Source organism: bacterium (assembly GCA_016699595.1).
Classification (GTDB): domain Bacteria; phylum Patescibacteriota; class Dojkabacteria.
In genome coordinates, this window is record CP064982.1 from 577625 (window position 1) to 603821 (window position 26197).

General features: G+C 33.4%; 21 protein-coding genes and 3 tRNA genes. 20 read left to right on the top strand and 4 right to left on the bottom strand.

The window, feature by feature from the left end:
- The first annotated feature begins 186 nt into the window (after window positions 1-186).
- From IPJ91_02870 to IPJ91_02910, 9 genes are all read left to right on the top strand, one after another.
- A tRNA-Asp gene (locus IPJ91_02870) sits at window positions 187-260 on the top strand.
- Window positions 261-433: 173 nt separating this feature from the next.
- Window positions 434-521 (top strand) — tRNA-Ser (locus tag IPJ91_02875).
- A gap of 10 nt (window positions 522-531) precedes the next feature.
- Window positions 532-1623, top strand: a complete 1092-nt coding sequence (locus tag IPJ91_02880) for a glycosyltransferase (protein QQR93375.1) — start codon at window positions 532-534, stop codon at window positions 1621-1623.
- Window positions 1624-1643: 20 nt separating this feature from the next.
- A complete protein-coding gene (locus IPJ91_02885) occupies window positions 1644-2285 on the top strand; it encodes a regulatory protein RecX (protein ID QQR93376.1) in 642 nt (213 codons plus the stop codon).
- 70 nt (window positions 2286-2355) lie between these two features.
- Complete coding sequence (gene rplS / locus IPJ91_02890; GenBank protein QQR93377.1) at window positions 2356-2772, top strand: 50S ribosomal protein L19; 417 nt, start codon at window positions 2356-2358, stop codon at window positions 2770-2772.
- A 45-nt stretch (window positions 2773-2817) separates the two neighbouring features.
- A tRNA-Lys gene (locus IPJ91_02895) sits at window positions 2818-2889 on the top strand.
- A 226-nt stretch (window positions 2890-3115) separates the two neighbouring features.
- Window positions 3116-3895 (top strand): hypothetical protein, encoded by a 780-nt coding sequence (locus tag IPJ91_02900; GenBank protein ID QQR93378.1) that lies wholly within the window; start codon window positions 3116-3118, stop codon window positions 3893-3895.
- On the top strand, window positions 3888-4610 hold the full coding sequence (locus IPJ91_02905; protein QQR93379.1) for a uracil-DNA glycosylase family protein: 723 nt from the start codon (window positions 3888-3890) through the stop codon (window positions 4608-4610). The genes IPJ91_02900 and IPJ91_02905 overlap by 8 nt, the downstream gene beginning before the upstream one ends.
- A 29-nt stretch (window positions 4611-4639) precedes the next feature.
- Window positions 4640-5863, top strand: coding sequence for a prolyl-tRNA synthetase (locus tag IPJ91_02910; GenBank protein ID QQR93380.1), 1224 nt, complete (start codon window positions 4640-4642; stop codon window positions 5861-5863).
- A gap of 29 nt (window positions 5864-5892) precedes the next feature.
- Here IPJ91_02910 and IPJ91_02915 read toward each other — a convergent pair whose 3' ends face one another.
- Entirely contained in the window at window positions 5893-6312 is a 420-nt protein-coding gene (locus IPJ91_02915) for a hypothetical protein (GenBank protein QQR93381.1), read from the bottom strand.
- Window positions 6313-6354: 42 nt separating this feature from the next.
- On the bottom strand, window positions 6355-11289 hold the full coding sequence (locus IPJ91_02920; GenBank protein QQR93382.1) for a tail fiber domain-containing protein: 4935 nt from the start codon (window positions 11287-11289) through the stop codon (window positions 6355-6357).
- 94 nt (window positions 11290-11383) lie between these two features.
- Here IPJ91_02920 and IPJ91_02925 point away from each other — a divergent pair, with 94 nt between their 5' ends.
- The gene (locus IPJ91_02925) at window positions 11384-12067 is read left to right on the top strand and encodes a uracil-DNA glycosylase (protein ID QQR93383.1); all 684 of its coding nucleotides are present in this window, start codon (window positions 11384-11386) and stop codon (window positions 12065-12067) included.
- 1 nt (window position 12068) lies between these two features.
- Window positions 12069-12533, top strand: a complete 465-nt coding sequence (gene rnpA, locus IPJ91_02930; protein QQR93384.1) for a ribonuclease P protein component — start codon at window positions 12069-12071, stop codon at window positions 12531-12533.
- A 32-nt stretch (window positions 12534-12565) separates the two neighbouring features.
- Here the strand turns inward: rnpA and IPJ91_02935 are convergent, their stop codons facing one another.
- Window positions 12566-15397 carry a preprotein translocase subunit SecA gene (locus IPJ91_02935; GenBank protein ID QQR93385.1) on the bottom strand — a complete coding sequence of 944 codons (2832 nt, stop codon included), beginning with the start codon at window positions 15395-15397 and terminating at the stop codon, window positions 12566-12568.
- Between the two features lie 128 nt (window positions 15398-15525).
- Here IPJ91_02935 and IPJ91_02940 point away from each other — a divergent pair, with 128 nt between their 5' ends.
- The 6 genes from IPJ91_02940 to IPJ91_02965 all read left to right on the top strand — a co-directional run bounded on the left by IPJ91_02940 (window position 15526) and on the right by IPJ91_02965 (window position 22216).
- Window positions 15526-17358, top strand: a complete 1833-nt coding sequence (locus tag IPJ91_02940) for an ABC transporter ATP-binding protein (GenBank protein QQR93386.1) — start codon at window positions 15526-15528, stop codon at window positions 17356-17358.
- Between the two features lie 148 nt (window positions 17359-17506).
- Window positions 17507-18109 carry a DedA family protein gene (locus tag IPJ91_02945; protein QQR93892.1) on the top strand — a complete coding sequence of 201 codons (603 nt, stop codon included), beginning with the start codon at window positions 17507-17509 and terminating at the stop codon, window positions 18107-18109.
- A gap of 116 nt (window positions 18110-18225) precedes the next feature.
- Window positions 18226-20307, top strand: a complete 2082-nt coding sequence (locus IPJ91_02950; GenBank protein QQR93387.1) for an alanine--tRNA ligase — start codon at window positions 18226-18228, stop codon at window positions 20305-20307.
- Between the two features lie 22 nt (window positions 20308-20329).
- Window positions 20330-21244: a restriction endonuclease gene (locus IPJ91_02955; protein QQR93388.1), complete on the top strand. Its 915-nt coding sequence runs from the start codon at window positions 20330-20332 to the stop codon at window positions 21242-21244.
- Between the two features lie 421 nt (window positions 21245-21665).
- Window positions 21666-22076 (top strand): methyltransferase, encoded by a 411-nt coding sequence (locus IPJ91_02960; GenBank protein ID QQR93389.1) that lies wholly within the window; start codon window positions 21666-21668, stop codon window positions 22074-22076.
- Window positions 22077-22153: 77 nt separating this feature from the next.
- The gene (locus IPJ91_02965; protein QQR93893.1) at window positions 22154-22216 is read left to right on the top strand and encodes a hypothetical protein; all 63 of its coding nucleotides are present in this window, start codon (window positions 22154-22156) and stop codon (window positions 22214-22216) included.
- 68 nt (window positions 22217-22284) lie between these two features.
- Here the strand turns inward: IPJ91_02965 and IPJ91_02970 are convergent, their stop codons facing one another.
- Complete coding sequence (locus tag IPJ91_02970) at window positions 22285-22611, bottom strand: hypothetical protein (protein QQR93390.1); 327 nt, start codon at window positions 22609-22611, stop codon at window positions 22285-22287.
- Window positions 22612-22751: 140 nt separating this feature from the next.
- Here IPJ91_02970 and IPJ91_02975 point away from each other — a divergent pair, with 140 nt between their 5' ends.
- Genes IPJ91_02975 through IPJ91_02985 form a run of 3 tightly spaced genes read left to right on the top strand, consistent with a single transcriptional unit; the run spans window position 22752 to window position 26094 of the window.
- Complete coding sequence (locus IPJ91_02975) at window positions 22752-24230, top strand: methionine--tRNA ligase (protein QQR93391.1); 1479 nt, start codon at window positions 22752-22754, stop codon at window positions 24228-24230.
- The gene (locus tag IPJ91_02980; protein ID QQR93392.1) at window positions 24220-25338 is read left to right on the top strand and encodes a hypothetical protein; all 1119 of its coding nucleotides are present in this window, start codon (window positions 24220-24222) and stop codon (window positions 25336-25338) included. Before IPJ91_02975 ends, IPJ91_02980 begins: the two co-directional genes overlap by 11 nt.
- Entirely contained in the window at window positions 25339-26094 is a 756-nt protein-coding gene (locus IPJ91_02985) for a TatD family hydrolase (GenBank protein QQR93393.1), read from the top strand. It abuts the gene before it with no gap.
- Window positions 26095-26197: the final 103 nt, after the last annotated feature.

A 26197-nucleotide genomic window follows, 5' to 3' on the forward strand; every position in this document is an offset into this window, starting at 1 on the left:
TTTTTTGTAGACGAATTACTTCTGTTATGGTATGATTTCATATGCCTCAAGATAATTCAACACTAGTTAATGATGATATAACACTGGAAGATTTGAATAAGTTGATTACTAAACTTGAAGAGGAATTACTAAAAAGTGCTTCAGATTCAAAGGCTTCTGAAAACTATGATAGTTAGGTTTGTACTTGGGATCATAGCTCAATTGGTTAGAGCACTCGCCTGTCACGCGAGAGGTTGCCGGTTCGATCCCGGTTGGTCCCGCATCTAATACCTCACAGTACATCTATCAAATCTGGAATAATATATAAAGATATTGATGCTCGGAATTATCTATCCTTCTCCTGCTCCCTATGGTTGGGTTGCTTGCAAAATTTCAGAATTTACCCAAATCACTTGATGATAAGTTATCTATGATGTATACTCTAAGAACTATTGGAGGGTTACCCAAGTGGCTGAAGGGGAGGGTTTGCTAAACCCTTAGTAGGAGCAATCCTAGCGAGAGTTCGAATCTCTCACCCTCCGAATTAATCTTATGAAAATCCTTATACTTCACGATTATCTCACAGTTTTTGGTGGAGCTGAGCAAGTTCTACTAAGTTTATTGGAGGTTTTTCCAAGTGCACAAATCTATACTTCAACTCTTTGGAAAGATGCTTTACCTCAAAACTTCGTAGACATTTTGAATAATCACTCATACAAAGAGAGCTTTCTAAAGTTTCTACCAAAACGAAAATCCTTGATTCCATTTTACCGAAAGATTGCTTTTCTCTCGTTTTTGTTTCTTGATCTAGATGATTTCGACATTATCATTGCAAATACTTCAGGACCTGCAACTTGGTGCATAAGGCATAAATCTAAAGCAAAGCTAATTGCTTATTATCATAAGATACCTTCTTTTTCGTTTTTCCCTACAAAAAATATTTTGAAATTACTCTTGCATAAATTGGATAGCTTTTTCATAAAAAGATTTGATGTAGTTATTACAAATTCAAAGTTCAATCAGTCAAACTTCAGAAAGGTATTTGATATAAACGCTCAGGTAGTTTATCCAGTTGTACAGTTGGAACAAAATGCTATCCCTACCAAAAAAGAGGATTTTTTTCTTTTTGTGGGTCGGCTTGAAAAATACAAAGGTATCACAGAAATAGTTCAGTCTTGCATTGATAAAGGTAAAAAGCTTATTGTGGTAGGCAAAGGTTCGTTGATGCCTAAAAATGATAGTACTACTAGTAGCAAGAAAACATTACCAATTCATGAGTTAATTGAATACAGGGGCTTTGTAAGCGAAAAGGAGAAGTTTGAATTGTTTCGCAAAGCTAAGGCATTTATCACTGCTGGAGGGGATAGAGAAGAATTTGGTATCACTGCACTTGAGTCTATTTTCTGTCTAACCCCAGTTATAGCTCATAAAAGAGGAGGTGTTGTTGAACTCGTGAGAGAGTTTGATGGCAAATCAGGAAATGCATTTCTTTTTGACCAAATGACTGTCCAAGACATCAGTAACACTATTGAAAAGTTTGAAAGTAATAGAGAAATTATTACAAATAATTTTCATCTCCTTGACCATAACCTATTCTCACACGCAACATTTCAAACTAATTTACTAAAAATCATAAAGCTCTAAATATCATTTTTATAGTTATCATGAATAACATTGCAATGATCAAAGTGTCGAAAATTTTGATAAAAAGGAATAAGTTTATTATAGATTTTGACAATTTCGAGAAAATTTTGACAACAGCAAATACTTTGGCGAGTTACAGAGTTCACATCGACAAAGAATTTGATGAGAACACTTTCCAAAGTTTCAAAAGAGATTCAGAACTAGGAATATTGCATCAAAAATGTCTGGATATCTTGTATCGTAAAAAGGTAAATAGATCACAACTCAAAAGAAAGATAGACATATGGAAAAGAAAAGTTTCATTAGAATTTGAAGATAATATATGGAGTGCAGAACTCCAGAGGCTAGAAGACTTGCAATTGTTAAATGAAGGTGAAATGATTATTACTGATATACAAAAGTATCTAAATAAAGGAAAAGGTAAAAATTATATAAAAAATAAGTTGCTTGAAAAAGGATACAATAGAAGTGATATTACACTTAGTTTATCTGAGATAGAAGAAGATCTAGAAATTATACAACAATTGTTAGAAAAAAAGTATGACTCCTTGAAAGAAAAGTATGACAAGAGAAAATCAAAAGAGCACCTTTTTAGATTTGGTTTGAGTAGAGGATATGACCCAAAAAAAGTAACAGATGCCATAAAGAGAATTTTTGATTGATAATTTCAACCTTTGTTGGTAAAATCACTTTTTAGTTACATTGTATAGAAATTTTAATTCAAGAAATTTTATGAATAAATATACTGATATAACAAATTCATTTTTGAGAAAATGGCCATCTTTTTCCACCGGGGATACTGTCTCTGTGACATACAAAATCGACGAGAATAGAACTCAGACTTTCACCGGCATTGTTCTTTATGTCAAAGGGTCGGGGATTTCTGCTACATTTTGCGTTAGGAAAATTGGAGCAAATTCTATAGGTGTGGAAAAAATACTTCCTTTGCATTCCCCTGTAATTACGGAGATAAAGGTTGAAAAGCGAGGTAAAGTTCGAAGAAACAAGATCTTTTATATGAGAGAGAGGGTTGGAAAATCTGCACTTAAGATCACAGAAGATAAGAACTATGTAGAGCCAGAAGCATTCGAAGTAATTGAAGAAACACCTAGAAGTGAAGAAGTATTTACAGTTGCTACAGAAGATTAGGTTTATTAACTTTATATAAAAAGATTCAAAATAATTAAACACCTTGGGAGCGTAGCTCAATGGTAGAGCAGTTGCCTTTTAAGCAATTGGTTCTGGGTTCGAGTCCCGGCGCTCTCAAATTCCGATTTTTCACGCAGTATCCAAATGACCTAAGTTTGGAAAGTGGAAGCGAGAAACAACTCGTTAAAATAAAGAGTATATTAAGGTGGTACCGTTCCAATTCGTGACTATAAGTATAATGCATAAATTTGCTTGATATTTATAATCAAAATTTGAACCCTTAAGCAATTTCTAAATCAAATTAGATTTCGCTTGAGGGTTTTTTTGTTAATTGAAATATTTAATGAGTATTATTACATACACAAAGAAAGAATTAGGGTCATATACTTGTAGGCTCGACTTAGATCAAGTTTTTAATAATAGCACTGAAAGAGTTAGGTTTGAATCTAAATGGTTGGATTTTATGAATTCAGATATTTGGAACTCAGAAGTCTTTTGTAAAGATAAAAATATAATTCAATATTACCATAAATCCTGGATTCCAGAAAAACCTTCAAGGAAGCCCAAACTACTTTTACTCGCTGGAAATCCAGCACCACACTCTACTTATAAAAGCGTTTGTTTTGCCCAGGAAAATAATAAAGGGGAACATAGGTTTTGGAAGGTTTTGAGAGAATCAAATATACTCGAAATAAATTCTCGATTAGATGGTATAAAAACTCGTTTTTTTGATGAAGAATATACCTCTGATTTTCAAGTCGGGATTGAAGTCTTATTCTCATTGCCTACCCCTGCAAGTCATAAACTTTGGTCGGGTGTTCAAGGGATCAAGAAACTGTTTGGACAAAAAGCTTTTGAAAAGATATATATAGAAGAACAAGCAAGGCTTAGATTTGTTATCCAAAACTATTTGAATAATGGTGGAACAATCGTCACTTTTCAGAGAGATGTATTCGAATCAATCAGTAATATCAAGTATAATTATCAAAATGTACTTAAAGGAGAAACAGTTGTAAAGTTAGGATCTGTCACTATATATGCTGCACCACCAACGAGACTAATGTATTCTCAGTCAATGAAAGATGTACTACAGAAAGTTAATTCAATAGCTCAACATGGATAAAAAGGTTCAACTACAAAATTTGATTCAAGAAATGTCACAAGATTCTGCTTGTGAATCTATGTTTGAAATTAATAATGATAAAAACCTGATAAACCAATTCAAGTACTCCACCTTTATTCCAAATAAGTGGTTTGACTGGCCGAAGTACTCAGAATCAAAAATTATGATAGTTGGTCAAGATTGGGGACCGTACGCAATTTTGAAAAGAAAATTTATAGACACATTTGAAATAGAATCTAAAGGCAAAGATTTTGACTATGACAAATTCTTGTATCAAACATTCTCTTCAAGAACAGAAAAGTTTATACAAAAATCTATTGAATATTGGTTTGAGATAGTGCATCATACTCAGATGAATTTTCGAGATTGGGATAATTATTTTTTTACAATTGCAGTGATGTTTTGTAGATCTGGCAATTTATTTAGAGGAAGCACTAATTTTGATGCAAAAAGATCTCTTGCAGTATCAAGGTACTATCTTAAAAAACAAATTGAAATAGTACAACCTCAAAAGATAATGACCTTAGGAGGTCTATCTTTGAGACAAGTCTTTTCAATTTTAGGAATTGAAGATAAAAGAAAATTAAGTGAAATTGTATTGCATAATGATAAATTTAATTGTCAAGAAATCGAAATTTTCCCAAACTTTCACCCTGCTTCACATGTTGACAAGAGAATAATTAGAGACAAGTTTCAAAACATCATTCCTTACTAATTAATTATATAAAAACTTAACTAAATTCTATGACATACACAAAAAACTTCATAAAAACAAAAAAAGAAATAAGTTCAGAAATCGAATCAAAAAATGCACAGCTCTTGATCAAAGGTGGATTCATCAGACCTCAAATGGCTGGAGTATATATTTATCTCCCACTTGGACTTAGAGTTTTGGAAAAAATTACAAATGTTGTTCGCAAACATATGGACGAAATAGCTAGTGAAATGCGAATGACAGCACTACAACCAAGAGATATTTGGGAGAAAACAAATCGACTTGATACTGTAGATGTACTTATGAAAACAATTGGAGCAAATGAAGTTTCAAAACAAAAGTCTACAAACGAATATATACTTGGATGCACACACGAAGATGTATTGACAAATATGCTTACCGAGTTTGTCCAAGGTGAATCTGAACTTCCAATATATGTTTACCAAATCCAAAATAAATTTCGAAATGAAGCAAGAGCAAAATCTGGACTTATGCGCGGAAGAGAATTTCTGATGAAAGATCTATACTCATTTCATACGACTTACGAGGATTTGATGAGATACTATGAGATCGTCAAACAAAAATACATAGATATATTTGAAGAGCTTGGAATTGGAAACGATACATTTGTAACATTAGCTTCGGGAGGAGATTTTACAGATAACTTTTCTCATGAATTTCAAATGATTCTTGAAAGTGGAGAAGATGAGATACTTATTGATAGAACGAATAAAATTGCCTATAATCTTGAAATTCTCGACGAGAACAAGGCAAAAAAAGTTGATCTGGAAAATGCAAACAAACTTGGAGTTGATTTTTCAAAGCTAGAAAAGGTCAAGGCCTCTGAAGTGGGAAACATATTTCCAAATGAAACTAAGTACTCAAAACTACTTAATCTATCATATACAAATTCAGATGGCGTGAAAAAATACGTTCACATGGGAAGTTATGGCATCGGAGTCTCAAGACTTATGGGTGTGATTGCAGAGAAATTCCATGATCCAAAAGGACTTACTTGGCCAGAGAATGTAGCCCCTTTCAAGTATCATATATGTACACTCGCAAAATCCGAATCTGAACTTTGTTTCCAGAATGCAAGAAAGTTTTATGTTGAGCATGAAACAGAGTCTCTTTGGGATGATAGATTTGATACTGCAGCTGGAGAAAAATTTGCAGATGCTGATCTAATTGGATGTCCAGTGCGAATTGTCTTCTCTGAAAGAAATCCTGACGGAGAATTTACAAAAAGATAATTTGCAATTATTAACCAGCCAATTTCGTTTTACTGAGTAGCTGTTTGTTCTTGTGGCAAATAAAATACATTTATGATTTTATTTTCAGATTCCCTGAAAATATATGCCTGTGTCTGGAAAGATATTACGGCGTCACCGTTTTTTATATCTTTGAGCACATCCTTCAAGTTTGTATTCTCTTCCCTAAATTTATCTACATCCTCAATGAAAAATACTGTGGGTTGTGAAGAATCGGTTACATTTATTACTTTCTTCAATGAAGCAACAACTCGATCGAATTTTCTAATTTCATATAGTTCTCCTTGCAAAGCGTTACCCCATGCAGTAGCATCATCCCACTTTTTGTACAGAAGTACATTTATTGATATTGAGCCGAGAAGCATTACTAATAATAAAAGTAGTGAGAATTTTCGAAAGTTTTTGCCTTGTACTTTTTCTTTTATTTTCATAACTAAATTATAGTATATCAAGGCAAAATATGCAAAAATATTTTATTTCACATCTGCTATTGTTTGGAAAGATTTCTCAAGTTGAACCAATCTTTCTTCAAGATCATGGATTTTTTGATCTTGTTTCTCAATTTTCTCTTCTGTATTGAGAACTTTGGATACAAGCACTTTGAAACTTGATTGCCCGTTAGCTAAAGTATCAATTTGAACTTGTTGTTCTTGGACTGCATTTATCAAAGCATATATAATCGCATTTGAATCATACCTGTAGTAACCATCTTCTCCAAGACTAATCGTCCATTGGCCTAGTGCTGTTTGATTGATGTCTTGAGCTATAAGTCCAACATAACTTTTGTCATTATCTGGTGCATATATACTTTTGCCATTATATTTAAATGTCTTTGGATCAATTTTCATAATAGCATCTAGACCTATATCAAAATCTTTGATATCCTTTTTCAACCTTTCGTCAGACAAAACAGTCCAAGCACCTCCTCCAATTTTTTCTGCTGTTCCTGCACTTCCTACAAATCTTGCTACTTGAGTTCCATCTACAAAGAAGTTTAGCTCAGCATCAGCTAATGATGTGATTCCAGAGTCTGTATCGCCTATACCATTGGCACCAAATACAATTCCAGATGTTTGTGAAGAACCTGAAACTATAGAACCTCCAGCTAATTGCAATGCTCCTTCTATCTTTGCAGATCCTGATACATGCAGCTTTTGTGTAGGTGAGGTAGTGCCTATACCAACATTGCCCATAATGTAAGAACTATTTGTGCCATTCACATGTAGTATGCCCTTTATATAGGAATCTCCAGCAGTACCATCTACTTCAAATTTGAGTACACCATCGTTTCCATAAAAAGCCCAACCTTGTGTTGCAGGAGAGACCCATACATCCGTATATCGACTAATGCCATCGAAATGTGTCATTATTGGCATAGAAGTTACATAATGATTTGCATCAACAATATATAATTTGGAATTTAGCGATAGCCTAACATCTCCCATGACATCCAATTTGTAACTAGGTGTTGTCCCAATTCCGACTCTACTATTGACATCATCATAGTAAAGACTAGAGTTAGACTTCCATACACTTGTATTTGCGTCATAATATAGTGTTTGTCCTTCAGTTGCTGTAGGTAGTGTTGGTATCGTTGTCCATGCTGTTCCAGTACCTGTTGTTTTAAGGTATTGTCCATTTGTACCTGCTACATTACTTGAATCATACAACGCTCCTTCTACCCTTGCAGATCCTGATACATGCAGCTTTTGTGTAGGTGAAGGAGTCCCTATACCGACAGAACCGGTGCTTATATTTGTATTGACACCATTTATACCTGTCCCAAAAATCAAGTTACCTATACTAAGCTGATTTGATCCATCCAATATTGGGGCATCTATATTATATCCAATTAATATATTCCTAGAACCAGTAGTTTCTAACCTACCTGTAAAGTATCCAAGAAATACATTGTCGGCACCGCTTGTCAAAGTTTTTCCATTCATATAACCTATTAATGTATTGTTTCCACCTGTAGTCAAAGATAACCCTGATTGATATCCGACTAAAGTAGTATTACTGAAAGTTGATAAACTATCTGTACCCCTGCCTGACTGAAGTCCAATTGCCACATTTACTTGACCAGTAGTAAATCTCAAAGCTTCACCACCTATTGCCGTATTATTTCCACCTGTAGTTTTAAGTAATGTATAATGACCTATAGCCACATTATTGTTTGTAGCACTGGAGTTATTGTACATTGCACCATTGCCGATTGCTATAGTATCAGTTATAGTGGTAGACGATCCGAACAATACATTTGCACCGATTGCCACATTTCCAGTACCAGTTTTAACTGAGCTCAAGGCATTATAGCCTATTGCAGTGTTGATATAACCAGTAGTGATCGATGTACCAGTATTATTTCCCATCAAAACGTTGAACTTGCCAAAACTACCTCCTGTCAGCGTCGTGCTATCCCCTGCATTATTCCCTGCAAAGAGATTCGATGCGTCATTAGATGTAATCTCAAGAAGTGCAATGCCTGCGCTATCTTGAAATTGCATCAAAGCCTTGTCTACGGTTTGAGTGGCACTTGCTTTTATAATTACTTGCTCAATATTTTCATTTCCTGCTACGAGTAACTTAGCCCCTGGTGTCGGTGTCCCAATTCCGACTCTACTATTTACATCATCATAGTAAAGACCAGAGTTAGACTTCCATACACTTGTATTTGCATCAAAATATAGTGTTTGTCCTTCATTTGCTGTAGGTAACAAAGATACTCCTGGAGCTAATACAGTCCAAGCTGTACCATTTCCAGTACTACTTAAGAACTGTCCATTTGTACCTGCTACATTACTTGAATCATACAATGCTCCTTCGATCCTTACAGATCCTGATACATGCAGCTTCTGTGTAGGTGACGGAGTCCCTATACCAACAAAACCGGTGCCCGAGAAGGTTAAGCTATTGGTATTCAGATTTATATCTGTATTCTTCGTAAGATTCCCTCCTAGTTGGAAGTTAGATAGCGTAGATTGCGTTAAACCATTGTCAGAAGTGTACTTTGTATCTATATCAGCAACACACTCAAAACTAGATCCATTCCAAGAAAGTTTTTGATCTGATAAACAAACAGGTGAATCTACAGAAATAGTTCCAGTAGATGATATAGGTCCACCAGTAAGCCCAACTCCTGTAGAGAGACTTGTCAATGTGCCATTAGTTGTATTACTACATATCCAAGAGCTCGTCGTTAAGTCATATCTAAGAATCTGAGTATCACTGCAAGAATTTAGTGAGTATCTTACAGTATTTACTGCTATTACTTCAGCTTTTAGTGGACCTACTGCCGAGAAAGTAACCATTGAGCCTGGATTTATATTTTGTGAATTTGAGCCGTCAGTTACGACAAAATAACTATCCTCACAATCAAAACTTACTCCGCTCCATGTAAGCCTTTGGTTTGTTGCGCATGTATGTGCATCAATTTGAAATGTAGTTCCAATCAAACTTACTCCATTTCCTGCATTATATGTAGTATCATTATCTGGTAATGTAATAGTATAAGTTGAACTATCTGACATAGTCAAATTCAAAGTTCTTAAAGTTCCACCAGATGTAACTGCACTTGTTGAAATCGTTGCAGAAGACAAAAACTTATCTGCCGGTAGCATTATAGAATTTACTATGGAGTGACCATTTGTTCCAGTTATGGCTAATGTTCTAGTTTGAGAGTCATAGCTCAAATTTTGTGAATCTGCATCAATTATACTTTTCGATAAACTAGGAGTGCCATTCTGTCCCGTTAAATTGATTGTATGAGTGATTGCCCCAGTACCAGAATCTTGAATAGTCAAATCATCACTATATTTATCAAAATCATTAAATGAAGTGCATGCCCATGAACTTGAATTGTATATTAAAAATTCTCCATTTGAACATGGGTTCAATGTAACTATAGGATTTTGCCCATTACTTACACCTATCACACCTGAACCTGTAACTGACAATGTACCTGCATTCGAAATCTCATTTGATGAATCTATCCCAATACCATTACCTGCACTATAAATATACTTTGATTCAGGAATGCATACCCAATTTGAACCGTTGTACACGAGAAGTTCACTTGTGCTACAAGCTTTGAGACTAAAAACATTCGAGTTTAATGTTATACCATCACCAGAAGCATAGGTTGTATCGGCATCAAGATCTAGGGAACAAATCCAATCACTTCCATCATACTTCAATATCTCTCCACTTGAGCAAGGCTTAATAGAAAATACATTTGAAGATAAAATTAAACCTGAACCAGAAGTGTAAATATCATTATCATCAGGAATATTTAGAGCAATATCAGGCAATCCTCCTGAACGAGTTAATGTCAAAATCCTATAACCTGATTGCAATTCAGACAAAGTAGCTCCTGTCAAATATAACTCTGCAGGCAATGCCGGCAGTATTATCGAACCACCATTTGTCAATGAGACAATGTTTCCATCAATTGTTAATTCCTGTGAATCTGTAGGAATAATAACTGAATTTCCACTCGATAATGTCAAAGTGCCATTATTATAGTTTAGGCTTTGCAAAACTTGATTTGGCAAAACTATAGAATTGCCATTTGATATAGTTATTGTATTGCCAATAATTTTCAAATCTTGACTATCTTTGCTAAATTTCAAAATCATATTTGCAAGGTCGAGTTGATTCCCTCTTTCAATGCTTAAATTTGAACCTTCTAAGCTGATCTTTTGATTGTCACTAGCAAAAGCGGCTTCTACCTCTGCGCCTTGCAGATAACTTCTAATAACGCTTTCTAGAAACTCCGTTCTTTGTTGAATCAAGTCGCTTTTCTCGTCATTACTCAAGAATTTACCTACAGACAAATCTTGAATCAAATTGAGATTTGATTTTGTACCGATAAATTCACTGTACACTATATCTTTGCATCCAAGCGATGTTGGGTAAAATGAAATATCATTTTGAGTACCAAAAAATCCTTTCAAATTTGCAATAAATCCTTGTTGAATAAGCCTACGACTGCAAGCAACATTGTCAAATGTGCCTTTTGCATCATCGTGTCCTTGACATGATGAAACTTCGTTTCCATCTTCAGACATGGTTGAATAGCAGAGCTGCAAGTATGACTTTTTTGGCAAAGCAAAGATACCCGGATTAATGTTTATATCAAATTTACCATTCCTGATTTCAACATTATCAAAATCCCAACTTTCTATTAGTCTTGCATCGGAAGAATTTTTATCAAATACTAAGATTCTGAAATTGGTTGCTTTTGTTTTATCGTTTCCAAAGTCACCATTAATCGTTACTTTGAGTGGTTTTGCAAAAGTTAATAAAAAAAAGATTGCTACTAGTAGAGCAAGAAGCAATAATTTAACAGAAAGGCGACTTCTCGCATTTGCAATATTCAATTTTTTTGAATTAATATAGTTTGCCAAACAATTTATGACATTAAATACAAAATGATATATATCGATATATCATTTCTGAAAACATAATTCAACTTGATTCATACATCTGTTAAAATTCTTTATGCAAGTTCAAATTGATTCATCCTGGAGAGAAATACTTCAAAATGAATTTGAAAAAACATATTTCAAAAAATTAGTTGAAAAGGTAAAGAACGAATATAGTCATTTTGAAATATTTCCAGAACCAAGAAGGATATTTCGCGCATTCAACCTAGTTCCATTTGACAGAGTAAAAGTTGTAATTTTAGGGCAAGATCCTTATCATACTCCAGGAGTTGCAGATGGTTTGGCATTTTCTAGTAAGTTCGGAAACAAAGTTCCGCCAAGCTTGACTAATATCTATAAAGAAATCCGTAATGAATTTAACTTTGAAAATTACAAGAATAAAAACAATCCTGATCTAACCAGGTGGGCTACTCAAGGAGTCTTTTTGTTGAATAACAGTTTAACTGTAAAGTCTGGCATTGCAAACTCGCACTCTCAAATCGGTTGGAATATTTTTACTGATGCAGTTATAAGAGCCCTTGCAAGTAATAGAAACAACCTAGTTTTCATGCTTTGGGGAAACTTTGCCAAAAGTAAAAAAGAAATTATACTTACAAACTCTGGAAGTAATCCTCATTTAATTTTGGAATCTGCTCATCCTTCCCCTTTTTCAGCAAACAATGGATTTTTTGGTAATAATCATTTCAAAAAGTGTAATGAATTTTTGAAACTTCATCATGAAACTGAAATTCAATGGTAAAATGAGACCCATGCTTCCAAAGTCAAACCGGATCAAAACTGAAAAAGAATTTAAGCAAGTATTTCGAAATTCAAAAAAGATTGAAACAGAGCATTTCAAAATATTTATACAAATTGTAGAAGCTTATCATGATAAGCCTAGAATTAATATCCAAAAAATTAAGTCAATGTATGATGAATCTGGAAAATTTGTTGGAAATGTAAGTGAGTCTCAATCGAATAATGAACCAAGTAAAAATTTAGTTAAACCAAATCAAATTGGAAAACTTGGAGTAATAATTTCTGCAAAATTTGGCAAAGCTCATGATAGAAATAAATGTAAAAGAAGAATTAGGAATTTGTTGAATCACTATGTGAAAGAAAATGCTGTGAATATAGTAGTTCAGGTGAAAAGTAACATAAAAGATTTTGAATTTGAGAAATTGAAAGCGGAATTAGATATTATTCTCAAGCAGCCTACCAATTAATTGGGTGGGCTGCTAAATATTACTAATTAACCTTATACTTCTGCTCCATGGCATTTTTTGAACTTCTTTCCAGATCCACATGGACACGGATCATTTCTTCCTACATTTTGAAATTTAGGATCTAATTCCTTAGTATTAGGTTTTGAAATAACTTCAACATTTGAAACTAAAGAACTATTTTGACCTTTTGTATTGTTTTGTAAGTTTTCTAAATCTTTTTGATCAACACCAAGTGAATTTAGAAATTCCTCGAACTGACCTGCATTTGTCAATAAATTTGTCAAATCAATCTCTTGAGCATTTTGAATGTTTTGGACACGAAATACTCTACTTGCAATTTGATACTTAGTCTCTTGCATAAAATTCTCAAACAAAGTATATCCTTTGTTCTTGTATTCAACCAATGGATCTCTTTGAGCATAAGCATTCAAACCTATTCCTGAACGTAAATCCTGCATTGCTTCAAGGTGTTCCATCCAAAGTTCATCCATTGTTTGAAGTTGAACTCTGTAAATATTTTCCAAAAACTTAGTTCCAGATTCCTTGTACCTTGAGTCAATTAACTTGTCAAACATCTCAGTCAAATAATTTTGGATTTCTAGTTCATGCATTTTATCCAATTTGTTTTTGATTTCTTCTGTATCAAAATGCTTTTGCAAAAGTTCTATCCCAACTATTAGTTCAAGTTTTGCAAAAGCATCATCTGTAGAGATGCTTTTCGAAAACTCACGCATATTTGACTTCAAATCTTTGAGTAGCGTTTCTCGAGCGGAAACAATTGGATCAGAAATTTCAGATTCATTATTATCAAATTTAGCTTCTAAGCCCAGATTGAGTAATGACCTTCTCTTTTCATAAAATATTTCTCTTTGTTTATTCATCACATCATCATATTTGACCAAGTTTTCTCGAATGTCAAAATTATTTCCTTCAACTTTTCTTTGAGCTGATTCCACTGTCCTTCCGATAATTCCAGATTGAATTGGCAAATCTTCTGGGACATTTGTTGCATTCATCAAATTTTGCACAATCAAACCACCTTGAATACGCATAACTTCATCATCAAGCGCTAAGAAGAATTTTGATTTTCCTGGATCTCCCTGTCGACCTGCTCGGCCTCGAAGTTGATTGTCAATTCTTCTGCTTTCATGCCTTTCTGAACCTATAACATAAAGCCCACCAGCCTCACCAACTCCAGATTCTAAACGAATATCAGTTCCACGACCTGCCATATTTGTTGCTATAGTTACTGCAGATTTTTGACCTGCAAGTGAAATTATTTGCGCTTCTCTTTCATGATACTTGGCATTCAAAACTTCATGAGGTATCTTCATAGTTCGAAGAATTTGCGACAAATATTCTGACTTTTCAACTGAAGTTGTTCCAACTAAAACCGGCTGTCCTTTCTTATGTGCCTCTTCTATTTCTGTTGCTATTGCTACAAACTTTGCCCTTTGATTTTTGTAGACTACATCTGTTTGATCTTGCCGAATATTTGGTCTATTTGTAGGAATTGAAATAACTTCAAGATTGTAAATTTTGAAAAATTCTTCTGATTCAGTAAGAGCCGTTCCTGTCATTCCAGAAAGGTGTTTGTAAATTCTAAACAAATTTTGGAATGTGATTGTTGCAAGAGTCTTGCTTTCTTGTTTTATTTCGACGCCTTCTTTTGCTTCGATTGCTTGGTGCAAACCTTCTGAATATCTTCTACCTGGAAGAACTCTACCAGTAAACTCATCAACTATCAAAATTTCTCCATTTTTTACCATGTATTCATCATCTTTTTTGAATAGATACTTAGCTTTCAATGCGTTATCAAGATGATGTGCCATATGATAATCTTCCCATAAGTTTTGTATTCCAAGTGCGTTTTCAATTTTCTCTGCACCTTCATCAGTTAAATTTACTGATCTATGTTTTTCGTCAAGCACAACATATTTGGAATCTAAAGACTCAACTAAGTTTGCAAATTGCATGTACATTTGATTGCTCTTACTTGCTGGCATAGAGATAATCAGGGGAGTTCTTGCTTCATCAATCAAAATGCTATCTACTTCATCAACTATGCAGAAATATAATTCCTTTTGAACAAGTTCTGACAATTTGTCAACCATATTGTCTTTCAAATGATCAAAACCAATCTCATTGTTTGTAGCATACACGATATCACAACTATATGCTTCCTTTTTCGTAGCTTGTTTCAAGTTCAACCCTCTAGTATCACCAGGGTTTTTTACATCAAGCTTGACTGCTTCTGCAAATTTTTCTGAATCTAATTTTTCAAGTTCATCTTGAGTTACAAAAACATAACTATTATTCGGTTCAGTAATTCCAACACTAAATCCAAGTTCTGAAAAAATATGACCTGCATATTCTCCGTGAGAGCGAGCTAAATAATCATTGACTGTGACTAAATGAGCACCTCTTTTTGTAAGTCCAAACAAAGCAAGTGGTAACCATGCAATTTGAGTTTTTCCTTCTCCAGTTTTCACTTCAGCAATTTTTCCTTCAGCTAAAACAATTCCCGCCATAAGTTGAACATCAAAATGTCTTCTGTCAAATTTTCGCTTTGCAACTTCTCGAATCATTGCATAAACTTCAGGCATTATTGAAGTTAAGTACTTTTCAAGTTCCTTTTCAAGTTGAGTTTTTGTATATTTTCGAATCGATTGTTTTTCAGTTTCAGGAATTTTTGCAACTAATTCTGCAACTTTTGAGCGATAACTGTCCATTTCAAGTCGCATATCTGAAAAGCTCATATTTTCATACTTGCTTTCAAGCAGATTTATAGTTGAAGTAACTTTTCTAAGTCTTTCAATTTGTTTTTCGTTTGAATCGAATAGGTTTCCTAAGAATTTGAACATAGGTTATTATTTTAATATAGAATTTAGTATGGCATTATAAAGTAACTTTGATAAATACTCTTTATAGTATCAAACAAAGATTTTAACATACTATGTAAATACATTAAGAATTTTACAAAATATCATTGATGAAAACCTTGATTGCTTTTAGTATAATCGCAACAATGAAGCCTTTTTTCAAGATTTTACACAAAATTATTCGATACCAAGTTTGGTTTGCTAAGAGGTTACCAGTATTATTTACTGTTGCCTATATAGCGATCTTTCTTGAAGCTATACTTCCATTCGCCACGAGCTACTTGTTCGGCAAACTATTGAGCGAACTATTATTCATAACAAATTCGCAAGGTTCCTATCATAACCTCGTTTCGATTTTTTTACTGATGATCTTTGTAGACATAGTACTTGCAATATCTTGGAAGCTTGATGATTTTGTAACACAAAGAGCATATCTTGAAGTTTCCAGATTGGCCACATTTGACTATGTGAAAAAATTGAGTACTCTTGATCTTGCAAACTTTGAGAGTAATGAATTTATTTTGAAATACAACAAAGCCCAAGGTGTACCAGAGCATAGACTAGCCTCATTTACAACAAACTCCTTATCGATGTTTTACAGTTTGGTCCAGCTAGTAGTTGCAGTCCTAGCTATTTTTTCTTTCAATACATGGTTTGTTATAGTAGTAATATTGACACTTATTCCAAGCTTAATTGCAAATATCAAATTTAGCAGAAACATTTGGGGAATATGGGCAACTAAAGGAGACTCAAAGACTAGGTATTATGATATAAATCATTACCTAACAAACCGACACTATCTAAATGAAATAAGGATTTTCTCAACAGGGGCAAGATTGTTTGATATGCTTAAAGATATGTATGATATGTTCCTTAATGAACAGAGAAAAGCATTGAGATCCAAATTGTTGATTCAGATATCAGCAACACTATTAGAAATAGGAGGGACAGCATATGTTACATACAAGTTAATTTTAAGTGTAATCGCAAAAACTATTGAAATTGGGACATTTACATTTATTTCTAGTTCTGTAGGAAAATTATCATCTGCAACCAATGGGCTTTTTCGCAGTCTCGGAAATCTTTATGATCAAGTTCTTTATATAGACGATTTTGAATACATTATGAACTTGAAAAATGAAATTGTAAATCAGCCAAATGCCTACAAACTTCAATATAGAACTCCAAAAATTGAATTTCGAAATGTTTCTTTTCATTACCCAGGAACTGATAAAAAGGTATTTGATAATCTAAATATCACTATAAACCCAGGTGAAGATATTGCATTAGTTGGTGAAAATGGTGCTGGCAAAACTACTTTTGTGAAACTTTTGACTAGAATTTATGATGTCAGTTCAGGTGAAATTTTGATAGATGGGAAAAATTTGAAAGAAATTGATCTAGCTAGTTGGTACACAAATTTAGGTGCACTATCACAAGACTTTAATTCTTACGCACTTACTGTCAGAGAAAATATTACACTTGGTGGAAATGATGAAGTAAATAGCATAGCTCAAGAAGAAAGAATTGAACGCGCAGTCAAACTTGCTGATTGCAAAGAAATAATCGAGGGTTTGGATAAAAAGTATGATCAAGTATTATCAAAAGCTTATGAAGGTGGAACAGATCTTTCAGGTGGTCAGTGGCAAAGAATTGCTTTAGCTCGAGCGTTTTACCGAGACCCGAATGTTTTGATACTTGATGAACCAACTTCAGCAATTGACGCCATGGCCGAGTATCAAATTTTCAATAATATCTTAACTGAGAATAATTTCAAAACAACTATAATAATTTCTCACAGATTTTCAACCGTTCGAAATGCAGATAAAATCTTTGTTATAGACAAAGGCAAAATTATTGAGTCAGGTTCGCACGCAGATTTGATGAACATGAAAGGTAAATACAAAGAGATGTTTGAACTTCAAGCGAAAGGGTACAATTAGTCATTAGCAATTGTTTCATAGGCTCTAAACATCTTTTTTTGTTTGTTGTATAATGAAACTAATATTCAATATCATCAACTTCAAATTTGAAACAAGATAATACTTTATGGAAATCATCAATACACTCATCAACTTAATCAAAAATCCAATGGACTTCCTGGTATCCGTTCCTGAAATATGGAGATATGTAGCTGTAACTAGCATGATATTTGCAGAATCTGGATTTCTACTTGGCTTTGTATTCCCCGGGGATTCCTTACTTTTGGTTTCTGGAATATTAGCAAGTCAGGGTTATGTCAATATTTGGCTACTATTGCCTATTGTATTTCTTGCAGCAGTACTAGGTGACAATTTAGGTTACTATACCGGAGAAAAGTTTGGTGATCAACTTATGAAAAGGGAAAAATGGCTGTTTTTGAAACGCCAACACCTTGAAAAGGCGAAAGATTTCTTTGACCAAAAAGGTCACATAGCTATCACACTTTGTAGGTTTGTACCTGCGGTCAGAACATTTGTCCCAACTGTTGCTGGAGCTTCTCGAATGGATAGAAAAGTATTTTTCAAATTCAATTTACTTGGCGGATTTCTTTGGGCAATTTGTATCACATTAATTGGGTACTTTTTTGGCAAAATAATTCCTGCAGAGATCATTGACAAGTATCTTACATTGATCGTGGTTGGAATTGTACTTTTGTCTTTGATACCTATTTTTATTGAGAAATTTAAGAGTAATAGCCATAAAAGCGATTAATTGAAACTTACTTATTTAGTCAAACAATAGGTAATAATAATTGCTAACCTTTACGATCTGAATTTTCTTCATAGTGCTATAATCATTATAATATAATGGGAATTTCATAACTAATCATGTCAACATTTTCAGATCTCAAAAACAAATTTATATACTTCTGGCAGTCAAAAGGCGCAAAAGAGATACCAGGATTATCGCTTGTTCCACAAGGTGATTCTACTTTACTTTTTGTCAATTCTGGTATGTTTCCACTTGTGCCATACTTACTTGGAGAAAAACATCCACTCGGAACTAGACTTTGCAATGTCCAGAGATGCCTTAGAACTGAAGATCTTGAAGATATCGGAGATACAAGACATTTAACCTTGTTTCATATGATCGGAAATTGGAGTTTAGGAGATTTTTTCAAAAAAGAACAAATACCGTTTGTACTTGAGCTTTATGTTGAGCATTTTGGACTTGATCCAAAACGAATATATGTTTCAGTTTTTGAAGGTGACGAGTCAGCTCGAAGAGACGAAGAATCTATCGAGCTTTGGAAGCAAGCTTTTGCAAAATATGGAGTAGTTGCAGAGTATAATCCAGATCCATATTCAATCTCAGAAACTCTAGAGGGAAATGCAAACTTTAGAATATTTAGTTATCCCAAAAAGAAAAATTGGTGGACAAGAGGTGAAGTTGCTGGAGAACCTGGAGGTCCAGATAGTGAAACATTTTATGATATGGGAACTCAAGCTGAAGAATATGAAGAGAAATTACATATAAATGGAGATAATGGGAGATTTGTAGAAATTGGAAACAATGTTTTCATGCAGTATAAATATGAAGTCCCCATTGCTAAGGGGGATACGGCAACGCCGAGTGGGTTTTGGTTAGAAATGCATAAGAAAAATGTAGACTTCGGAGGTGGTTTGGATAGAATTGTGATGTGCGCAGAAAACAAGTTTGATATATTTGAAACTACACTTTATTGTGAAGTTATCGATTATCTAGTTACTAAAACTGGTATTCCGTATAAAACTACTTCCTTTGTGAAGGTGGCACAAGGTGACGGAAGAGGTTTTAAGCGAAGTTATAGAATAATTGCAGATCATATAAAAGCTTCAGTTTTCCTACTTGCTGACGGAGTTTTCCCAAGTAACAAAGATCAAGGCTATATCCTGCGAAGATTAATTCGTAGAATGATAGTACAAGGTTATAATCTTGGAATTAAAGATAAGTTTGTGAAAGAAATTGCCGAGATAATGATAGGTTTGAACTCAGATCAAGATCAAATTATTTCAAATAAAACCAATATAATTTTAGAACTTGAAAAAGAAGAAGATAAATTTAGGGTGACATTAGAAAGTGGAATAAAAGAATTTGAAAAATTGATCCTTCCTTTTAGGAAGGGGAACCACAAAGTGGTGGAAGGTTTAAATCCAAATATTGCTCTCTTACAAACGAATACTAACGAAATAGGATTCTCTGGAAAAGACTTATTCTATCTTTATGAGTCTTTCGGGTTTCCAATTGAGCAAAGTTTAGAATTATTGAAACAAAACAATGTTGATTTTGATGAAAGTAAGTTGAAAAGCGAGTTTGATAATGCAAAACTAGAACATTCCAATTTATCACGCACTAATTCTGAGCAAAAATTCAAAGGTGGACTTGCAGACAATTCAGAGATTGTAACTGCACTCCACACTACTCACCATCTTTTACTCGCTGCACTTCAAAAAGTTTTATGCTCAAAAGATATACACCAAAAAGGTAGTAATATAACTTCTGAAAGACTTCGAATTGATTTCAATTTCGATAGAAAATTAACTACAGAAGAATTAGCAAAAATAGAATCCCAAGTTCAAGAGTGGATTGATCAAGGATTACAAGTTGAAAGACTAGAAATGAAAAAAGAAGAAGCAGAGAAACTTGGTGCAGAGCATGAGTTTGGAGCTAAGTATCCAGATATGGTTTCAGTTTATAAAATATTTTATCCTTCCTGGAAGGAAGGTGTCACTCAAAGCCCGACGGAAGGTTTAACCTCCAGTCTTTCAGACAGCCTCCTACAAGGAGGCATCATAAGTCTTGAGTTTTGTGGCGGTCCTCATGTCGCAAATTCAAAAGATATAGCTAAATTTGGAAGTTTCAAAGTTTTGAAAGAAGAAGCAAGTTCATCTGGAATTAGAAGAATAAAGGCTGGATTGGTTAGGCAGTAATCTTAATACATCATTTAAACATATGTCAATTCCAACACATTTACAAATAATGTTGCCTTTATTGAAGTTATATTCAGACAACAATATCCACCATAGAACAGATTTTATAGATAAAATTTCTGATCATTTTAACTTAACCGATGATGAGAGAAAACAAAAAGTAAATTCAGGTTGGACAAGAATATCTGATAGAGTTGATTGGGCAATAACATTCTTAAAATCAGCTAAATTAGTTGAATCACCTAAAAGGGGATATACAAAAATTACACGACGTGGAAAAGAATTATTAAAAACTGGAGTTGAATCTTTAGACTTAAATAAAATAAAGGAATTATATCCAGATGTTATGGAAACTGCCTTTTGGAATCCAGAACTAAGAACTTCAACAAATGCTACTGCTACAAATATAAATAATGAAAACTATACACCTGACGAACATTTAGCTCAAATAGTTGAACAAAAGAAACTTACAATTTATGCAGAAATTGAAGATCAGATCAAAAGAATTTCTCCCAAAGCATTTGAAAAATTAGTTGTAAAATTATTAATTGCTATGGGTTATGGAACTGAGGAATTTAGTCAAGTTACTCAATATAGTAACGATGGTGGTATTGATGGAATAATCCAAGCAGATAAACTTGGTTTTAGAAAAATTTATGTACAAGCCAAAAGATATTTAAGCAACAATGTTGGAAGAACTGAACTTCAAAATTTTGTAGGTGCAATGGGTAAAGTTCACGAAGGAATCTTTATAACTACATCAAAGTTTAATAGTAATGCACTAGAGTATATCCGTGACATTTCGCAAAAAGTTATTTTGATTGATATAAACAAACTTGTTGAACTAATGCATGAATACAACCAAGGTGTTTCTGTTCGAGATAATATTGAAATAAAAGGAATAGATGGGGATTACTTTGATGAACTTGAATCATAGTCATGGCTCTACCTTGCCACCTTCACCTACGGACTTAGCGAAATTACCGAAATTGGCCTAAATCGATTTTTGCAAAATTATAAAGTTAATTCAGTTCAAGCTGATCATATAATTTTTGAATCTTCTAAATCGATTGATAAATAATCTAAATCAAGTTAATTCAAAGTCAATACTACTTAAAAAGACTTTCAGAATATATCTTAGTATTGATACTCAAACTGTTAGTAAGCCAAATTTTCAAAGTCTTGCTGAAAACTATTTTTCTAAAGCAACAAAGATGAAAATTCACCGCACTTTACCAGAAACTGAATTTTGGTTTATAGAAAAGCAGTGCCACGCTTATATTGCTCAGAAAATTAGTAAAAAGCAAGATTATCAAGATAAAAATGCAAAAGGGTAACTTTGAGAAGAGCTTTGCGTAATGATGAATTTGCTTGCAGACCTAAAACGAAGTGATAAAGTTTTGGATCCCTTTTCAGGAAGCGGTGCGATAACTGAAGTAACTTACAAATATTTTAAGGTTGAATATATTACTTCAATTGATATAAAACAAGGAACCGAACAGGACTTCTTCAAGTTAGATGAAAATCAAAAATTTGATAAGATCATAACTGATCCACCTTGGGGAAATGAACAAAAACTAGATAATGTAAGTAAGTTTTATAATGATTTATTTAACAAAACTAAAAAAATGTTAAATAATCAAGGTGAATTGATACTACTAACAAGTTTTAAGGTTAATAATATGCCAGATGAATTTGCGAAATTAAAAGAATATAATCTATCAGTTTCTGGCAAGAAAGCAAAATTGTATAAATTTAAATTAAAATAATATGGCAAAATTTATTATTAATATTAACCCAAGTAATAAAGCTTAGTTTCTTAAGCAATTAATTTGGAAGTTTCAAAATTTTGAAAGAAGAAGCAAGTTCATCTGGAATTAGAAGAATAAAAGCTGGTTTGGTTAGATAGATTAAGTCCCCAAATGCCCAAATGCTAGAATAGCTAACCACTATAATATGCTATTCGAATTTGATTTCCTACAGCCTGCCAACATTATCTGAAATTTCTGGGATTTGTTTTAACTTGGACACAATTTGTGCTGGTACGTCTTGATAATTAAATTCAACATCATCCCCTATAGGGATACGAAGAATTACAACTTGTTCATCCGTTAATGGCGTTTTTCTTCTATTTGCAATTCTTTCAATAGCCTCTGGGGGAAGCTTCAATACGAGCATTCTTGAATCATCTTTTTCGGTTGTAATATCTAGTCCATATTTCATTGGTTCACCTTGAAAGCCAAAATAAACCTGTCTAGCTTGATTGGTAATAAAACTTTTTGTAAGTTTTTCTTGTTCAGACATTTTGTTAGACTCAATCATAAAATCAAATCCTACCTATTTAGGTAGCAAAGTAATTATTATTTGGATAAACTTAAATACATTTTACTCTTTCTTTTACAAATGTCAAGTTCTTTGAGATAATTTGATACTCAGTTACAGATATGAAAAAACTATACATTACTACAACCCTACCATATGTCAACGCAGAACCTCATATAGCTCATGCTATAGAGTTTGTCTTAGCTGATGCTATAGCACGCTACTACAAAGCAAGACTTAGTGACGATAATGTGTATTTCAATGTCGGAACGGATGAACACGGTCAAAAAATTTGGGATAAATCAAAATCAGAAAACCTTGACATACACGAATTTACCAAAAAATATTCGGATAGATTCAAAGAATTTTGCACAAGTTTTGATGTTGAATACTCTTTTTTTTATAGAACTAGCAAGGACTACCATTATCCAGTTGCTACTGCATTTTGGAATGAAGCGATGAAAAATGGAGATATTTACAAAAAGAAGTACAAGGGACTATATTGCGTTGGCTGTGAAAGTTTCAAACTAGACAAAGACTTGATAGATGGGAAATGTCCAGATCATGGGACAGAACCCATTGAACTTGAAGAAGAGAACTATTTTTTCAAACTTACAAAATATAGAGAACACATTGCAGATTATCTCCAAACTGAATTTGTCATACCTGAATCTGATAGAAAGTTTGCTCAAGAATTTATCAAAAACATCGAAGATATAAGTATTTCAAGAGACAAAGCTAAGTTAAGTTGGGGAATTCCTGTTCCCGGAGATGATACACAAGTTATGTATGTTTGGTTTGATGCATTGTCAAATTATCTCGGATCACTATACTTTGGTTCAAAAAGTATAGATGATCACTTTGATATAACCGATGTCAGGGATTTGCGAGAAGAATTCTACTTTTTACAGCTTTGTGGAGCCGATAATGTAAGATTTCAAGCAATTATCTGGCAAGCGATGTTGATATCAAGTAAGATAAAATTCACTGACAAACTCCTGGTTCATTCATGGATCTTAGGATCTGATGGTCGCAAAATGAGCAAAACTCTTGGCAATGTCATCTCTCCATTTGAACAACTTGAAAAGTATGGGAGTGAGGCAGTAAGATTTTTCTTCCTAGCCTGCATGAGTACAACTGGAAATGCAATTTATGATGAAGCAGGTTTTGTAGATCAGTTCAATTCTAGAGTTGCTGACAATTACGGTAATTTGCTTAATAGGGTGATTGTTCTGATAGTCAAAAACAATATCAAGACAAGTAATGTGACTAATGATAATTCAGCTATATTGAATGAAGTAAATCAACTAAAAAATAGAGCTGAGCAAAAATTTGAAGAGTACAATATCTTTGAATATTCAGTGATCATCAATGACATTGCTACCTTGGTGAATAAGTATGTAACTGAAACTGAACCATGGAAGAAGGAGAAACCACAAGAATTCAAAACTGACGTCTTACTCAATTGCTTCAAAGCACTAAAAATTATTACTGAACTATACAAACCCATAATTCCCAAAACTACCGCAAAAGCTGCATATATCCTTGAAAGCCTAAAGCCAGAGATTTTGGTTGCAAAAATTGCAAGAGATGAAAATTAGACGATTTATCAAATACCTACTTTCAGTAATTTTGTTGAGCATTATTTTTGCATTGATAATCAACTTCAATTCCATATCTTACAATTACACGGATGATTTGCGAAGAATCAAAGATGAAATCAAGTACAAGATACTGGTAGTGCAATCAAACATTTGCAAAGAAGATTCTATCAACATAAAACAAACTTTAATCAATCTAAGTTTTGTTTCCTGCGACCTAGAACAATATGATCAAAAAGTAGCATTAGCAGAACAACTCGAACTAACTGATTACGGAAAAAAGATACTACTCACTTCAGAATTGGTCTTTGTATCTGACGGTATTGAGATACACAGAATTTGTGGGAATTATGAAAACATTGCTTTGGGTTGTGCAAATACTGACAAGAACACCTTGTACATATATGATACGAATGATGTTAGGCTTGAAGATATAAAAAAATCTGTTCTTGCACATGAATTCCTTCACCTTGTATATACTAGAATTGATAACAAGCAGAGAGTAGAGGTTGATAAATTATCAGAAAGCGTTGTAAAGTCACAAGAAAGTAGTACTTTATCAAATGCACTAAACTTATACACTAAAGATCAGTTGTTGAGCGAATATCATTCGAGAGTTGCTACAGAGTTAGAAACATTACCAAGTGAACTTGAAAGACATTACTTAAAAGTTTTCCAAAACAGGACTCTCATTTATAGTTTTTACTTACCTCTCAAAAAACTTGATGAAACTGCTGATGAGTTGAAAATTGAGAGTGAATCACTAAACAGTGAATCAAAAGTTATTCAAGCTCAAACAGATCAAGTAAAAACTTTTGCAAATGAATTGGATTTAGCGAAGATAAAACTAGAAGAAGATAGGAGAACTCTGGATTTATATGACATTAGTCAAGTTGAGAATTTCAATAAAAAAGTTCAGGATGTGAACCTACAAGTGAGTAACTACAATTCTAGTATAGACCAACTGCAAACGAGGATTGACCTCTACAACTCAAACTATTACAAATATAACGAAAAATTAGGCGAGTATAGGTCAGTCTATACTTTGATTGACAATAGCTTAGTTACTCGCAATGAGATAAGCAATGTTGACCTTGAGAAAAAATAAATGTTTGATACACACTGTCATTTGACATACTTTGACAACCCACATGAACTGATAGGACAAGCTAAAGAAGCAAACCTAGTTGGCGTACTTTCACTATCAACAAATACAGACAATTTCGAACCCAATTTGACTCTCAAGAGAAATTATATAGACTTTGTAAAGATCGGAATCGGAATCCATCCAGAAGATGCAAGTCATGATAAGTTTAACTCCCTCAATCGTTTCTATCAAGAAAATAATACTGAGATTGATGTGGTTGGAGAAATTGGTCTTGATTACTTCCATAACACTAGTAATCTATCAATACAAAAAGAACTTTTTGAAATGCAAATCGAAATTGCAAAAAAATATGACAAACCTATTGTCGTTCATTCTAGAAATAGTAAAGATGCAGGTTTCCACAGTTGTATAAAAGATGCGATCGAATTATTAGATAAATTTGACGGAAAAGCTGTATTGCATTGTTTCACTGGAAGTTTAGAAGAAGCTAAATTGGTTTTAGAATCAGGATGTTATGTTGGCTTTACAAATATCATAACATACCCAAAGAATCTTGAACTACAGGGTATAGCTAAATTTGCTATTCAAAACTTTCCTGACAAAGTACTTTTTGAAACTGATGCTCCATTTTTACCACCTGCAAACAGAAGAGGACAAATATGTTTCCCAGACGATGTGAAGTATGTATATGAATGGTTCAAGGAAAATACAAGTGTAGAACAAGTGAAACAAAATGTCATTGATTTTCTAAGTTAAATCTAGTCAAATTGTATAATTAACTAAGCAACTCTAAAATGAACTTCCATATGAGACATTCAACTTAATGTTCGCTACATAGGCTTGAGTTGATCAACTCATA